General features: G+C 41.8%; 13 protein-coding genes and 1 pseudogene. All 14 read left to right on the top strand.

The genetic code is table 11. The features are described from left to right. Positions 1 to 236 precede the first annotated feature (236 nt). The 14 genes and pseudogenes from DXB83_RS06925 to DXB83_RS06855 all read left to right on the top strand — a co-directional run bounded on the left by DXB83_RS06925 (position 237) and on the right by DXB83_RS06855 (position 15,054). Positions 237 to 869, top strand: a complete 633-nt coding sequence (locus DXB83_RS06925) for a PBECR4 domain-containing protein (RefSeq protein ID WP_026648508.1) — start codon at positions 237 to 239, stop codon at positions 867 to 869. A 553-nt stretch (positions 870 to 1,422) separates the two neighbouring features. Beyond that, the gene (locus DXB83_RS06915) at positions 1,423 to 1,779 is read left to right on the top strand and encodes a helix-turn-helix domain-containing protein (protein WP_117689892.1); all 357 of its coding nucleotides are present in this window, start codon (positions 1,423 to 1,425) and stop codon (positions 1,777 to 1,779) included. A 26-nt stretch (positions 1,780 to 1,805) separates the two neighbouring features. Continuing rightward, a complete protein-coding gene (locus DXB83_RS06910; protein ID WP_117689893.1) occupies positions 1,806 to 2,261 on the top strand; it encodes a sporulation initiation factor Spo0A C-terminal domain-containing protein in 456 nt (151 codons plus the stop codon). 635 nt (positions 2,262 to 2,896) lie between these two features. Then, positions 2,897 to 3,442, top strand: coding sequence for a recombinase family protein (locus tag DXB83_RS06905; protein ID WP_158555572.1), 546 nt, complete (start codon positions 2,897 to 2,899; stop codon positions 3,440 to 3,442). Then, positions 3,442 to 3,696 carry a DUF6870 family protein gene (locus DXB83_RS06900; protein ID WP_072448128.1) on the top strand — a complete coding sequence of 85 codons (255 nt, stop codon included), beginning with the start codon at positions 3,442 to 3,444 and terminating at the stop codon, positions 3,694 to 3,696. Before DXB83_RS06905 ends, DXB83_RS06900 begins: the two co-directional genes overlap by 1 nt. A 150-nt stretch (positions 3,697 to 3,846) precedes the next feature. Then, on the top strand, positions 3,847 to 5,514 hold the full coding sequence (locus tag DXB83_RS06895; protein WP_158555571.1) for a recombinase family protein: 1,668 nt from the start codon (positions 3,847 to 3,849) through the stop codon (positions 5,512 to 5,514). After that, positions 5,507 to 7,198 carry a recombinase family protein gene (locus tag DXB83_RS06890; protein ID WP_118697382.1) on the top strand — a complete coding sequence of 564 codons (1,692 nt, stop codon included), beginning with the start codon at positions 5,507 to 5,509 and terminating at the stop codon, positions 7,196 to 7,198. The genes DXB83_RS06895 and DXB83_RS06890 overlap by 8 nt, the downstream gene beginning before the upstream one ends. After that, a complete protein-coding gene (locus DXB83_RS06885; protein ID WP_117689897.1) occupies positions 7,188 to 8,762 on the top strand; it encodes a recombinase family protein in 1,575 nt (524 codons plus the stop codon). Before DXB83_RS06890 ends, DXB83_RS06885 begins: the two co-directional genes overlap by 11 nt. Positions 8,763 to 8,896: 134 nt before the next feature. Next, the gene (locus tag DXB83_RS06880) at positions 8,897 to 9,367 is read left to right on the top strand and encodes a hypothetical protein (protein WP_117467675.1); all 471 of its coding nucleotides are present in this window, start codon (positions 8,897 to 8,899) and stop codon (positions 9,365 to 9,367) included. 173 nt (positions 9,368 to 9,540) lie between these two features. After that, positions 9,541 to 10,107, top strand: coding sequence for a hypothetical protein (locus DXB83_RS06875; protein ID WP_147399371.1), 567 nt, complete (start codon positions 9,541 to 9,543; stop codon positions 10,105 to 10,107). Continuing rightward, positions 10,079 to 10,657: a DUF4314 domain-containing protein gene (locus DXB83_RS17370; RefSeq protein WP_117689899.1), complete on the top strand. Its 579-nt coding sequence runs from the start codon at positions 10,079 to 10,081 to the stop codon at positions 10,655 to 10,657. The genes DXB83_RS06875 and DXB83_RS17370 overlap by 29 nt, the downstream gene beginning before the upstream one ends. A gap of 96 nt (positions 10,658 to 10,753) precedes the next feature. Continuing rightward, a complete protein-coding gene (locus DXB83_RS06865) occupies positions 10,754 to 12,028 on the top strand; it encodes an RES domain-containing protein (protein ID WP_055172460.1) in 1,275 nt (424 codons plus the stop codon). Between the two features lie 99 nt (positions 12,029 to 12,127). After that, positions 12,128 to 12,661, top strand: a pseudogene (locus DXB83_RS06860) (ABC transporter ATP-binding protein); the annotation flags it as partial. 14 nt (positions 12,662 to 12,675) lie between these two features. Further along, positions 12,676 to 15,054, top strand: a complete 2,379-nt coding sequence (locus DXB83_RS06855) for an ABC transporter permease (protein WP_118697381.1) — start codon at positions 12,676 to 12,678, stop codon at positions 15,052 to 15,054. Positions 15,055 to 15,259: the final 205 nt, after the last annotated feature.

Genomic DNA, 15,259 nt, shown 5'->3' with positions numbered 1-15,259 from the left:
CGGGCAGGGTAATTACTGGGACTATTTGATACTCGGAAGGGTATTACGCCCACACCAGGGAGATACGGTGAGTCCGCGCCGGGGACTCAATGATACCGGCGACATTTTAGACATTCGGAAGGATGTCGCGGCTGACAGCCAGCATAAAACCGCTTTTTAAGATTATGGGCACTGGATAACAAAAAAGTTGTCCAGTGCTGTTTTTTTATACTATAGTGATGATTGGGAAAAGATAGATGGGAAAACAACAGGATAGAGAGAAAATTGTACAGGAGATTAAAGTAGCTGCTGATCTGTATAGGAAGCATTTAGTAGGTAAAAGATTTCTATATGTATTTGAAGGCAGATATATTGAGGTGCTTTATAAAGCTGCCAATTTTAGGCACTTGACAGGTGTGGCCACGAACCTTTCAGCAAAAAAGTTTTATAGTTATGCAGCAAAAAAAATGCTTCAGGCTTCGCAGATATTTTTTACACCGCAGCACCCTTTTTCATTGTGTAAGCGTAAGATTAAGCATATCGGACAGATTGCAATGCTGGCTGGCTCAGAAGGATTTATGCTGGAAGAGATTGTCACAGACACGAGAACTTATAAGTTTGGCACAACAGATCTTAATTTTACTCTATGCTTAAATAAAGAGTATGATGATAAGGGGCAGCAAAAGGGCGATTGCTTTGTAGTAGAATCGCTGCGAGATGAAGATTGCTTTTCTAAAAGTAGAACAGCATATACAGTAACTCATATTTTTTCAGCGCCGAATGATGCGAAAAAATATACAAATTTACTGTTTTTAGATGAAAATGCAACGGTAGACGGTCTTCCAGATGAAATTAAAAACATGCTGGATCAAACTTTACTACATAAATAAAAATGGAGAGTACAGGTCTTGGCGTATAGAAAATACTGCAGGATCTTCTTACGAAAGAATTTTTTAAGATATGAGAGAAAAGAGGTGCTTTCTATATGGCTACATCAAGTATCCTTACAGAGCTTGTGATTGAAGACCCCAAAAAGGCAGAAGCATTTATTAATGCACTGGAACTGTCCAGTCAAGATCCAGTATGCAGCCCGTCTGCCCCGTTCATTCCCATATTAGATAGTGTGGAAGAGATACGGAGGTTCCTGGAAAGAAAAAAAAAGTAAGCCTATGTATTGGCAAATATCTTAGATGAATAGAAGCTATTGGAGAGGAGTCGATATGTGACGTTCTCTCCTTTTTTATGCCTAATTGAAGAGATAATGCAGTGCTTTTTCGTAAATGGTGCAAAAATCGTTTTCAACTCGTTCAGATATAATAAATCTCTAAAACCAAAAAAGGAAAGAAATGGTAATGAAACTGGGAAATCTTGCCTCCATAGTCCATTACCAGGGAAAGGATTTGTAATTATAATAGAGCCTGTAATCAACGAGGAGATAAAAGAATGCAGAATGAACTTTATATTGTAGCAGATGCCATAAAAGCCTTGCGGGAATCCAGGGGACTGACTCAGGAGCAGCTTGCAGAGAAAGCAGATATTTCCGTATCACATCTGGCGAAGATTGAAACACATGCCAGACTTATGGGAATGAAAACTTATATCCGGCTGTTGGAAGCTATGGATATTCCCATAAAAGAACACTTTATACACATGGGTACAGCGAAAAAAGATATGATGTTGAAGGAAAAAATCTGGTATCTGGTACAGGATTGTGATGAAAGAGAAACTAGCCTTTTGATCTATTCCATAGAGGGAATTAAGAAAGGGCTAAAGAAATATCAGCAAGACAGCAGGAAGTGAGAATACAGATAGGGAGGAAAAGGGAAATGTTATCAAGAGAAAAGGTGGAAGCAGTATTATTTAAAATGGGAATGCCTGCCAATGTAAAAGGATTTGGCTATATTGTAGACAGTGTTTTGCTTCTGGAAGAAGACAGCAAGATTAAAACGACATATCTGTATTTTAAGGTGGCCCAGCAACATGGCACGACAGGGCAGCGGGTAGAACGGGCAATCCGCCATGCGTTTGATATTGTCCGAAGCTGCAGAGGTGATTATGATGTGGTGAACCATTATATCGGTTTTATCAACTGTGCCAATTCCCCTTCCTTATCCATGCTCACAATGAAGATACGGGAGGAAGCACTGGAAGTACCGGAACCAAAACCGGAAAAGAAAGAAGAGAACGTGATTACGGGAATTACCGAAGACCGGCTTTTGGAGTTGATGCGGCAGGCATGTACGGAATTTTGGGCAGATATGATTATCCGGTTAAAAAAATAAAGAGAAATGCAGACCGAAAACAGTCTGCCAAAACACATCAGGGTTATGGTGTCTTTTGGCAGGCTGATGTTTTCAGCCGGGAAGAACCTTGAAAACTGAATATCAGTATGGTGATATTTTTTTAAAACAAACGTGTCATTTCTGACGCTAATCTATAGAAATATCTTAAAGGACACAAAACATTTCGGCACATTCTATTTTGTATGATGCAGGGTCATGAGCTGTGCGAAGATACACTTGTCCGCAGTGGCAGCAGGTAAGGCAGAAAAGAAGCGGATCAAACAAGGAATCGTAGAAGATGAAGGGAAAGTGTGAGCAGCGCCCGGACATAGGCTGTGGGTGGCAGGCAGTCTGAAAGCCGAATGATAATGATACCTTTGCATAAAACACTGCAACCAGGGTAGCGTCTGGGACATGCTGCAGCGGGAAAGGGTGCTGCAGGGTGTCAGGCGGCCAGCCGGGCCGGTCCTACATGCTCCCGTTCACACCGGGGTGAGAAAATAAAAAACATGCTGGCAGGGAAAGCCCTGCCAGTATGGTGTGTAAAATGGGTTCATTTTAGGGCTATGGGGAAACGCCGGTTTCTTTATAGCCCTGGAATGAAAACAGGAGCCAAAGAAAGAGGAGGCAGAGCAATGAATAGAGAGATGTTACAAAAACTGTTTTCAGAAGATAAAGAGATCTTTCAGGGAGGAATGTTATTCCCTGCATGGATCTGCAAAGGAAAAAAAGAGATAGAAAATAGGAACAGTCCCCAGCGGGCGGCAGTGTATCTGGATATTCCCATTCCATGTGCCGGGCTTTTGTATTATGAAAAAGAAAAAAGCCTGCATTACTGTGAACAGCAGACATACCATGTGGTTACTTTACTGGAAGGTGTAGGGTGTGGTAATTCCATAGAAAAAGAAAACTGGCAGAGGCTGGCAGTGCTTGCAGGAAAAGGCATGATTGATGTGATTGTGGTATCCGGGCTTAGCAGGTTATCCTATTGTCCGGAAGAAATTTTACAGACTATGGAACTGCTCCAGTCTTTTCAGGTGCAGATAGACTGTATCGGTTATGGGATTTTAGATTATGCCAGACTGAAACAGTATTTAATGCACACCTGGGAGAAACAGGAACAATTTGAGCAGGACTTAGATGCGTATCTGTGCAGTTGCTGTACCAGGGAAGGGATATAATGCTCTCGCGGGAAGAACTGCTGAAGATGCGGGAAATGACGTTTGAGGACATTGACCCGAAAGAGATACAAGATGTAGAGAAACTGAAGATTGATGTAAAAAAGAGCAAACCGGAGAAGGTCCGGGAAATCCTGGAGTCCGGAAAGAACCCTTATTTTCTGAAATATAAGGGGATCACCATAAAGATTGGGTTTGCTTCTACCAACCGTACCATAGAGGAAGCCATGCAAAGCCTTGTGCAGATGAAATGGTAAAGCCACGACAGGGATAGGGAAGAAAGCGGATTGTTGGCAGATTACAGGGTGGACAAACCTTCTGGACTATGGTAGGATGATGGCAAGGACCCAGTAGCCTCTATCATTTAGGGAATCGGCTGACGAATCTAAATGATAGGAGCGAATACAATGAAAAATCAAATACTTAAAAAAATCTATCGTGCGGTTGTTTACCTGCGCCTTTCTGACGAAGATGGTGATAACAGGGAAAGCGACAGCATATCAAACCAGAGGATACTAATCCATAGCTTTTTAAAGAGCCACCCTGAAATTCAGGTGGTAAAAGAATGTGTAGATGATGGATATACCGGCACAAACTTTAACCGCCCCGGTTTTCAGGAAATGCTGCGTATGCTGGAAGAGGGGGAAGCAGACTGTATTATTGTCAAAGACCTTTCCCGTTATGGAAGGGACTTTTCCGGTGTTTTACAGTATGTGGAACGTATCCTGCCGAAAATGGGTGTGCGCCTGATCCTTGTCAATGACAATTATGACAGCCTCACGCCAAATCGTGATTTCCTTACCCTGAGATTTAAAAGTTTAATCAATGACCTTTACCCTGCGGATACTTCCAAAAGTGTGCGTTCCCATTTGTATGTCAAAATGACAGCCGGGCAGTGTGTAGCGCCTTTTGCTTTTTATGGTTATCTGAAATCCGAAGAGGATAAACATAAGCTGGTCATGGACGAAGTGGCAGCTTCTGTTGTACGGGATATTTACCACATGAAAATGCAGGGCTACAGCCTGACGGATATATCCGAAGAATTAAACCGGCGTGGGATCTTGACGCCTCTTCGGTATAAGCAGGTATATTTAAAACAGAAATTAAAGACAGGGTTCCGTCTGACGGAAAAACCGGTCTGGATGCCAACTATGGTGCGTCGTATCCTTCTTGATGAACGCTACACCGGAGTGCTGATACAGGGAAAAACCACAACGCCAAACCATAAAGTAAAGGTTGTGATCCACAAAGAGGAAGCTGAGTGGATACGGTATGAAAATGCTTTTGAGCCGGTTATCAATAGACACCAATATGAAGTGGTGGGCAACCTGATGAAAATGGATACCATGAGAGGTGCAAAGGGGCTAGCGCTTCTTTCAGGCCTGGTAAAATGTGGGGACTGTAAAGAAAGCATGGTACTGAAAAGCCCAGATAAAGTCCACCACTATTATGTATGTTCGACGTCCCTTTATGAAAAGCAGTGCAGTTCCCATAGTATCAGTGAGAAAAAACTGGTAGGGGCTGTGACAGAAGCAATCCTGCATTATATTTCTGTTCTGGTGGAGTTGAAGGAGATACTGGCGTATGTAAAAACTGCCTCAATCCCAAGACAGCGGCTTTTGGAAGAAGACAAAAAACTGGAGATGCTGGAAAAGGAGAGCCAGAGAATTTTAAACATTAAAGTAAAACTGTATGACAGTTTTGCAGAAGAAATCCTGGACCGGACAGAATTTGAAACCTTCAAAGCAAAGTATGACCAGTCTTTAGAGGAAATCCGGCAGGCAATGGAGTGCCAGCAAAGGGAAATCCGAAACTTGCAGGAAACCCTTGAAAAACAGCAGGAGTGGCTGGAATATTTTCTGGAATACCGGGACCGGACGGAAGTGGACCGCTTAATGCTGGTAAATCTGGTCAAACGGATTGAGGTATATGAGCAGAAGCGCATTATCATTCATTTTTGGTTTGAAGATGAATTTGAAAAGGTATTGGGACTGCTGGAAACAGTAAACAGGACAAAGCCGGATCAGCGTGTGGAAGCCTTCCTGAAAGGAAAGGGGGCGGAAGCAAGTGCCTAAGGTAAGCAAAAGAGGACAGAAAAGACAAAACAGTAAGCCGGAAGTTAAGTATCTGAGAACCTATATTTATGTAAGGCTTTCCGAAAAGGACGGAGGGCATGGCAGAAGAGATTCCATTTATATCCAAAAACAGATCTGTGAAGACTACGCAAAGAAACACCCGGAAATGCTGGTGGTAAAAGTCTATGCGGATAATGGTGTGACAGGTACAACGTTCCAAAGGGACGCATTTGAAGAGTTGATGGAAGATGTGGCAAATAAAAAGGTTGACTGCATCATTGTAAAGGATTTTGCCCGGTTTGGAAGGGACGCCTTAGATGCTGTAGATTTGATTGATGTGATTTTCCCAACCTTAAATATCCGGTTTATTTCCGTTATGGACGAATATGACAGCGCAAACCCAGCTTGTGTAGAAAACAGGACCACCAATATTTTGAAACACTTTATGAATGATTATTATGCCAGGGAAGTTTCAGAGAAACTGGTACAGGCGCACCGGCTGTCCAGGGAACGGGGAGAGTTTTGGGGTTCCAGACCTCCTTATGGATACCAAAGAGCAGAGGAAAACAGTAAGAAGCTGGTGCCGGAACCAGAGGAAGCAGAAATAATCCGGCAGATTTTTTACTGGTATGTGTTTGAAGAAATGTCAAGCTATGATATAGCAAGGGAACTGAATGGTAAAAAGGTATTAGGACCGGAGGACAGCTACCAGAAAAGGAAACAGGGAAAGGAGCCGGAAAAAAGGCGGTTATGGAGATCAGACGGTATCAGGAAGATTTTACAGAACCCCTTTTATATAGGTGCTGCTGTTTATGGGAAAACAAAACAGATGCTTGCGCAGAATATTCCCCTTCAGATGATACCAAAAGAGCAGTGGGAAGTGTGTGAAAATGCCTGGGAAGCAGTTGTGGAACGGGCGATTTATGAGAAAGCACAGGAAATTGCAAAGGAACGCTGGAAAGATACGTTGGATAACTGGGCTGCAAACCCAAAAGAAAAACAGGGGGCAGATGGCCCTTTTAAGGGAAGGATTTTCTGCGGGCATTGCGGAAGACGTCTTGGAAGAAGCAGGAGCGGAGGTAATGAGAAACACAAATATATGGTTTATAAATGCCCTTCCTTTTCCCTTACAGATCATACGGAATGTTTCCGGACGGTGAATGAAATTTACATCAATCAGGCAGTCAAGGCAGCACTCCGCTACCAGATCCAGCTTGCTGTAGAAAGTAAGAAAACCTATGGTGCAGAGTTTTATCAAAAGCTGGAGCAGGAGGTAGCAGAAAAAATAAAAAATGCCAGACAGAAGTATGAGAAATATGGAAGAAAACTGGAAACCTTGTTTGAGCATTATGCTACCGGGCTGTTGGACTGCAAGGAATATCAGGAGATTAAATCAATCTATCAGGAAGAACAGCAAGCAGCCAGGCAGAATATGAAGCAGATACAGCTTCGTGGACAGCACCTGTTAGATCAGGTGAAGGCAAGAATGGATTGGACAGAGGAACTTCTAAAGTACCAAAGATTTCAGAAGATAGAGAAAGGAATTGCGGACCGCTTTATTGAAAAGATTACGGTATATTCCAAAGACTATGTGGAAATCGTGTTCTGGTTTGGGGATTTATTTGAAAAGGAGCTGGAAAAAGAACTAGACAATATGGAAGGAGGTCTTCCGTATGCAGTGTGATTTTGTTTTTGCTTATCTGCGTCTTTCCAGAGATGATAAAGAAAAAATGGAGGAAAGCAACAGCATTAAAAATCAAAGGCTTTTAATTCAGCACTTTGTAGAAAACCAGCCGGAGTTTGCAGGGGCAAAGTTTTTCTTCTTTGTAGATGACGGTTACAGCGGTACAACGTTTGACCGCCCGGAATTTAAGCGCATGATGGGGCTGATTACCAGGAGAAAACGAATCTGTATCATTGTCAAAGATTTGAGCCGCCTGGGAAGGGATACCATAGAAACACAAAACTATATCGAAAAAATATTTCCGTTCCTTGGGGTGCGTTTCATTTCAATCAATGATTTTTATGACAGCAGCCAGAAACCTTCCGAAAGAAAGGATACGGAGATTAAATTTAAGAACCTGATCAATGGGATTTATCCCCAGATTTGTTCCAACAATATCAAAAAAGTTATGAGGAAACAGGCTGAAATGGGACAATATCATGGTTCAATCCCAACATACGGATATTGCTTCCATGACGGTGTTCATACAAAACTTCATCTGGATATGGAGGCAGCTTCCGTTGTAAGGGGGATTTTCGACCAAAGGTTGGAAGGAAAGACCTATGCAGACATTGCCAGGGACCTGAATAAAAAAGAAGTTGAAACACCTACCGTATACCTTCAAAGGAAAGGCTGGGCGCCGGAAGCAAAGAAATCTGTGAAATTCTGGGACGGAAATTTAGTAAAGCTGATTTTGTTTAATCCGGTTTATGCAGGACTGACGGTAAGAGGGAAAACAGAAACCAGGGTTCCGTCAAAAAGAGAGTACCGATATATTTCAAGAGAGGATTGGATTTGCGTAAAAGGAGGACACGAAGCGATTGTAACGGAGCAGGAGCTTCAGAAGATCCAGGACATGGTACAGAAGGACAGAAAATATTATGGGCGGACACCGTCTTCTGAGAATATTTTTTCAGGTTTGATCCGTTGCGGACATTGTGGTCGGAAAATGCGGATACGGACAGAATACAAAGAAAAGCCGATTTATTGTAAAAGTGTTACGACAGCCCCCAATGCTTCCTGTTATCCAAAGAAATATAAGCAGAAAGAGTTGGAAGAACTGGTGCTAATTATGATAAGACAGCAGGTAACCCTTGCAGAGGATACCATAAAGCAGTTAAAGAAAGCCAATCAGACTTTGAATATTCCGAAACTCCGATATCGAAAAAAGCAATATGAAAAGAAGCTGGCGCTTCGTAAACAGGAGAAAATGGAACTGTATGAACAATATGCAGAAGAACAGATTTCTTTGAAAGATTACCTGGCACGAAAACAAACCTGTATGGAGAAGACAGCAGTTTATCAGCAAAAGATACAGGAGATAGAAGCAAGAATTTTAAAAGGGGAGGAGAAAAAACAAAAGGAGAAATCAGAGGGACTGCAACTTTTTGTAAAATATAAGGGATTGGAAGAGCTGTCTTATGAAGTTCTGCATGAGCTGATTGAAGTCATAAATTTTTATGATCCGGAACATATTGAAATTGTATGGAAATACAGGGACGAATTTCTGGAAGCAATAGGATAAGAAAGAACCGGGAGAGCTTATTGTCTTGGATTCCAGTAGAGAAGAAGATTTCATAAAAGAGGAGGAAAACGCTACGGTGTCTTCCTCTTCTTTGTATTAGGAGAAAATTTGGCAAAGAAGATGGGGGAAGAGCCATGTATCTTGAAACATATTCTATGGAAGAACTGATGGAACTGATAGAAGAGAAAGGATATTGTTCTGTGGAAGCAGTAGAAATTCTGAAAGAAATGGAACAGGCAAAAAAAGAGTATGATTTTTTACTCCGGGATTGTAAGGAAAAAGCGTGGAAAACAGACCAGGTGGTAGTTGATTATTACAGGTATCTCTTGGAAGAATTGCGGAAAGCGTTGCCCTATGATGCTATGGGAGGTCAGCACACGATTCCGATTCTGGTATTGCAAGAGTTCCGGAAACAGGATATTGTAGAAAAAATCAGGAATTTTATAGGCTGTCAGGCTGGGTTTTCTGATCATGATCTGTTACAGGAAATACAGAAATTTATTACCGTACATCTGGACCCGCAGGGAATTATCCTCTATATGGATGTACTGGGGAATCAGCCAGTGGCAAGGAATGCTTACAAACAGGGAGGACAAATGTGGTAAAAGAAAGAGTATTGGCGGTTCCGGATACAAGCATTTTTATTGCAGAACTGCCGGAAGCGACCAGAAACATCATAAGAAAAGACTTAGAAGAACACGCAAGAGAACATCATTACCGGCTGGAGTGGGATTTGAAAAATAAAGACTATGTAGCAATGAGCCGGAGATTTTGCGATATGGAAGACATTTATATGGATACCCATCTGCATTTTTGTGAGGCAGGGGAGGATATAGAGCCCTATGAAAAAAGCCTGCAGCGGACCATTTCTATCAGGTTATATCAAGACGAAGTAGAAGAACTCTGTAGGAAGTCTGGAAAAGTTGGGCTGTCAATCGGTGAACTGTTTGAAAACTTTGTTGCAGATTTGATTTATGGTACACATACCAATGGTTCTGATGAACGCATGTATATTGAGCAATGGTTTGACCGGTGCTATTTCAGTATTATGCCAGAGGAAACATTTTTATCTTATCTGCTTGAAATGCGGGAGATAGACAGTGTTTTGGAATGCTGGGAAATCTTGCAGGAGTTGAAGGATCTGGAAGAGCCGGATTGTTATGATAAAGAGGAACTGGAGATACAGCAGAACACCTTGGAAGAATATTTTCAGGAATATAGAACCTATACAAGAGAACCGACAGAAGACCAATTGGAAGCTGCTATGGAAAAGGTGCTGGAATGGAATAAAGAAAGAGAGTATTTGTTGGAGGGAAATGTTCCAGAGAAGTCTTTGGGACGGTAGCCGGATTGGAGAAAGGAAGAAAACAGTGATAAGTAATGCGGAAAGAATTGTGTTAAGAAATATGTACCCACCGGGGTGTCGGGTAGAGTTGGAAGATATGGAAGCTGATCCGTATGTAAAACTGAGCCCCGGTGATTTAGGAACTGTACAGTTTGTAGATGATGGCGGACAGATACATGTATCCTGGGATTGTGGATACAGCCTTGCTATGGTGTTTGGTGTAGATCATTGCAAATGTGTTATGAGAGAGGAACGTTTGCAGGAGATATTACAAAGGATACAGGCTATGCCATTTGAGAGCTTGGAAAAAATGGAACGGTATGTTATGGAAAAATTATCAGGGGTTTTTCCTAAAATCAGTTTTCAGAAGAAAGAAGGGCAGGAGGTTTTTGTAGATATGGGAGTTGCCGCATTTATGAAGAAGGGTCTTGGTGTGGCAATTCAATATGAAACTGACAGCCAGCAGCACATCTTTATAAAAAAGATGGAAATGCAGGGACAGGATATTAAAGGAAAATTTGTCTTTCAAATGCAACAGAAACAGCGGTAGATTGAGAACAAGGATAGTAGAAATAAATAAGATTGTGATGATTAGTAATATTTGATAAGATATAAATAAAATTTATAAGAATATCGGGGGAACGATATGAGGTATTGCTGTGAAAAATGTTTTTCTAATAAGTATTTAAAAGAATATATCTTATCGGAGAGGAATGTAGGAAAATGTGATTATTGTAATTCCAATGGAGTAAATATTATTTCTACAGGAGAAATAGGAGCCTATATCCGAGAGTGTTTAAAAAAAGCGTATGAAGATATAGAAAATGGTACAGGGGCGTATTGGGACTCAGAAGAGAAACAATATTGCAATCGGACAGGAAGGAGTGTAGCTCCTTATTCAATCAGAGATATTTTAGTAGAAGAAGAAAATGTTTTAAACGAGGCTGTTATAGATACGACTATATTGGAAGATATATTTTCAGATTCAGGGTTAAGTTTTGAAGAAAAAAAGCAAGGGGAATCAGATGTATTTGAAGATATAGATAATTGTAATTTGGTACTTAAAGATGATTTATATGGCCTTGAGGCAACAAAAATGTATTATACATGGGAATTTTTCAAGTATATTACAAAATACTATAATAGATTCTTTGATATAGATAAGGATTGCCAGAGAAGAGATTATTTAAAAGAATTAGTACCATATATTTTAGAATATGATACTGTTATAAAAGCAGGAACGATTTATTATCGAGCAAGGAAATTGAACGATGAGAAATTACATGATCTGGATTATGCAGGGGTTTACAAAGAAATGGCTCCTGCACCCCCTAAATATGCAACAACAAATAGAATGAGTCCAGCAGGTATTTCATATCTATATGTTGCATCAGATAGAGAAACGGCATATAAAGAATGTCGATATAAAGATGCAACAGTAATGGTTGCTGAATATGTATTAAAAGAAGAATTGACAATTATTGATTTTTCTCAAGTTGCTTTTGTTACTACCAAAAGTATATTCAGCGAAGAATATGATCATGATTTACGTTGGATAAATAATTTTCTTGATGCATTTATTAAAGAGATAACCTCTCCAGTGGATGATAAAAAAGAGGATCATTCCTATGAATATGTAGCAACTCAGGTTATAGCAGAATATATAAGAAGCCTAGGATATGACGGAATATGTTTTAATAGCAGTGTAGGGAGAGGAAAAAGTTATGTATTTTTTTGTGGGCCAAACATGGAGTACAGTTCTGATGGATATGATTATATAGATGAATATTTATGGGATACTTATCCTAAATTGACATATTTTACGGACTGGTTTGATATTCAGAAGCTGGAATACAATTATGTTTTTCAAGATGGGGTTAAATATCGAGTGGAGAAGAAAATTGTTTTAAAAGACGAGTAATTCTGATTAACTCAAACTATTATGAAAGATTGCTGAAATAGGCAGTCTTTCTTTTTGTGTAAATTCAATATTTTTTTTGGATATTACTTGACAGGATAGGGCAAGTCCACCCTGCTTCACATGATGGGCGGGCTGGACACCCCTACTTCCGGCAATGTGATTGTCCGGGACAAAGAGCTGTCGAAAATGAACGACGAACAGCTTACCATCTTCCGCCGCCGCAACATCGGCTTTATCTTCCAGAACTATAACCTTGTTCCTATCCTGAATGTGTATGAGAACATCGTCCTGCCGGTGGAGCTGGACGGGGACACGGTGGATCAGAAGTTTTTGGACGAGATCGTTCACCTGCTGGGGCTGGAAGATAAACTGAAAAATATGCCGAACAATCTTTCCGGCGGCCAGCAGCAGCGTGTGGCTATCGCACGCGCCCTGATTACCAAACCGGCTATTGTGCTGGCCGACGAGCCGACCGGCAACCTTGACAGCAAGACCAGCGCCGAGGTGCTGGGGCTTATCAAGCGCACCAGTGCAGAGTTCCGGCAAACTGTTGTGATGATTACCCACAATGACGACATAGCCCGTCTTGCAGATCGGATTGTCCGCATTGAGGACGGCAAGATTGTGGAGTAAGGAGGTGGCAGGCTATGACATGGCCTTTTGAGAATGATACCAGCGCCATTACAAAGAAGCTGGCAAAGAAAAGTTTGCAAAGCGAGAAGCGCCGGAATCTGATGGTGGTGATTGCCGTTGCGCTGGCGGCATTTCTGATCTGCTTTACGGGAATTGTGTCTACCTCCCTGACACAAATGCAGCGCAATCAGGTTGTCGATACTTATGAGGCGGTCTGGCTGGGCGTAGAGGAAAACGACATTGAAACCCTGAAAGGACTGCCGGAGTTTGAGCGCGTAGGCGGCTACTATATGCTGGGTGAGGAGCTTTCAGAACAGGGCTATCATGCGTCTTATGTGTATTGCGACGCGCAAATGATGGAGATTACCAAGGCGCAGATGGAGTTGTTAGAGGGCCGGGTTCCTGAAAAAGCAAATGAAGTTGTTGTAAGCGAATACTTTCTTTCCACCTATGGAAACAATGCCAAGATCGGGGACACTGTGACCTTAGATACAGAGAGTTTTCATGGTGATTATGTCGTTACCGGCATTATGGACAGCGTAAATGAAAAAGAAGCGAATACCTGCGCTATCATTCTTTCCAACGCTGCCCTGACAGGATGGAAAGGGTTTGACCCGACTGGCTATCGCGCCTATGTCCATTTCAAAAACAGCGACCAGTTGGGCGAAGAACTGATGACCTCTTATTGCAGGGAGATTGCGGAGGAATATCAGCTTCCTATGCCCAAAATGAACAGCAAGTATTTTGCCTATGCTTCTAAATCCTTTGATTTTGCACTGATGGCTGGCGTGATTGCCATTGTTCTGATCGGCGGCTATATTGTGATCCAGAGTATCTTCCGTATCTCCATCAATGACAAAATCAAGAGCTACGGGCAGCTTCGGACGATTGGTGCAACGCCAAAGCAAATCAAGCGGATTGTAAAGCGGGAGGGGCGTAAACTCGGCAGTATCGGGATTTTGATTGGTACAGTGCTGGGTGTATGCGGCGGTTTTCTTTTGTTTCCCAAGGGATTTAATGCTGTTTCCTATGTGGCAACGATTATTTTGACACTCATAAGCAGTTGGATCATGGTATCTGTTTCCATCCGTAAGCCGATAAAAATTGCGGCAGGGATTTCCCCGATTGAAGCCGTCCGTTTTACCCCGGCACAAAAGGACATCCGAAGCCGAAAAAAGAATATCAAGCTCAATCCTGTTTCAATGGGAATTGCGAATTTTAAGCGTGACCGAAAAAAGACCGTTGCTATTGTAGCCTCATTGAGTTTGGGCGGAATTATTCTGCTTGTGGTATCCTCCATTGTTTTGCTGCGTTCTCCAGAGGCGCTTGCAAGACGGTTTTTCCCGGACGGCGACTATAAAATTTATTTGGATTCTGAAATGACAGAAGAAAAGGTTATGGCAGCGGGAAATCCGTTGAATGAAGAATTAAAACAGGAAATCTTATCTATTGATGGTGTTACAGATATAATTCCAAGCAGACAATCTCTCTATGCAACCCTTAAGACGGACATTTACCAAAGCGGTGGTATGTGTGATATGCTGACCGACCAGAATTATGCAACAGTTGAAGCGGCTCTGACAGCAGGAACGATGCCAAAAGATTCCCGTAGTATTGTAATTGACTATAATGTGCTAAAGCAGAATGAGGATATGGGTGTTGGTTCAACAGTTGACTTTTATTTTGGAGAGGGGCAACCGCCTGTTTCCGTCACTGTATCAGGATTGTTTGATTCCAACAAGACGCCTTCCGGGCATGGAAAACTGCCCCTCGATGGAGTACTCTTTTTCGCACCAGAAGCATTGTTCCATGAACTGCACCCGGAAATCGCTTCTTTCGACTATTCATGGAGCATTGTAAACGATCCGAAAAAAACGGACTATGTGGGAGCTGAATTGAAAAATATTGTTGCCAGCCATAGTAATATTGCCTTAGATGAAATCAATACAGTGATTGAATATGAAGAAATGACAAATTCTTTTGCGTTTGGCAGTATGGAGATACTTTCATGGTTGGTATTTCTCTTTGGCGTTATCAACCTTATCAATACGACACTCTCTAACCAGATAGCCCGAAAGCAGGAAAACAGTATTCTGCGTTCTATCGGCCTAACACAAAAACAGCTATGTGAAATGAACATCTGTGAGGGGCTGTGCTATGCGCTCTTTGCAACATTGGCGACGCTGATCGTTGGGCTTCCGGCTTCCATCTTTGCTTGCAGAAAAATGAGTATAGGAGCTTTTGCCGGAAATGTAGTGCCTTACAAATTCCCGGTTTTGGAAATGGGACTGTTCATTCTGGTATTGTTCGGAATGGAACTGATCTTGTCTGTATGGACAATCCGCAGACAGAAAAAGCAATCCCTGATCGAACAAATGCGGGCGATGGAATAACCGTATGGGATCGGCGGGGCGGCGTGTGCTGCCCCGCTTTTTTCGCCATTTCTCAAAAAATTTTTGAAATGTCCGAGCTTTGTAACAATTCAGCCTGTTTTTTTGTCGAAATCAAAGGCACCTCGGACATTTATAGTTCTTCCAAAAGTTTGATGATAATATTACCATTCATGGAAGAAGCAATCTGTTATTGCAATAATGCGAA

Source organism: Blautia sp. OM06-15AC (assembly GCF_003481425.1).
GTDB classification, from domain to species: domain Bacteria; phylum Bacillota; class Clostridia; order Lachnospirales; family Lachnospiraceae; genus Fusicatenibacter; species Fusicatenibacter saccharivorans.
The sequence above is the reverse complement of the archived record's forward strand: the minus strand, read 5'-3'. Positions and strand labels throughout refer to the sequence as shown.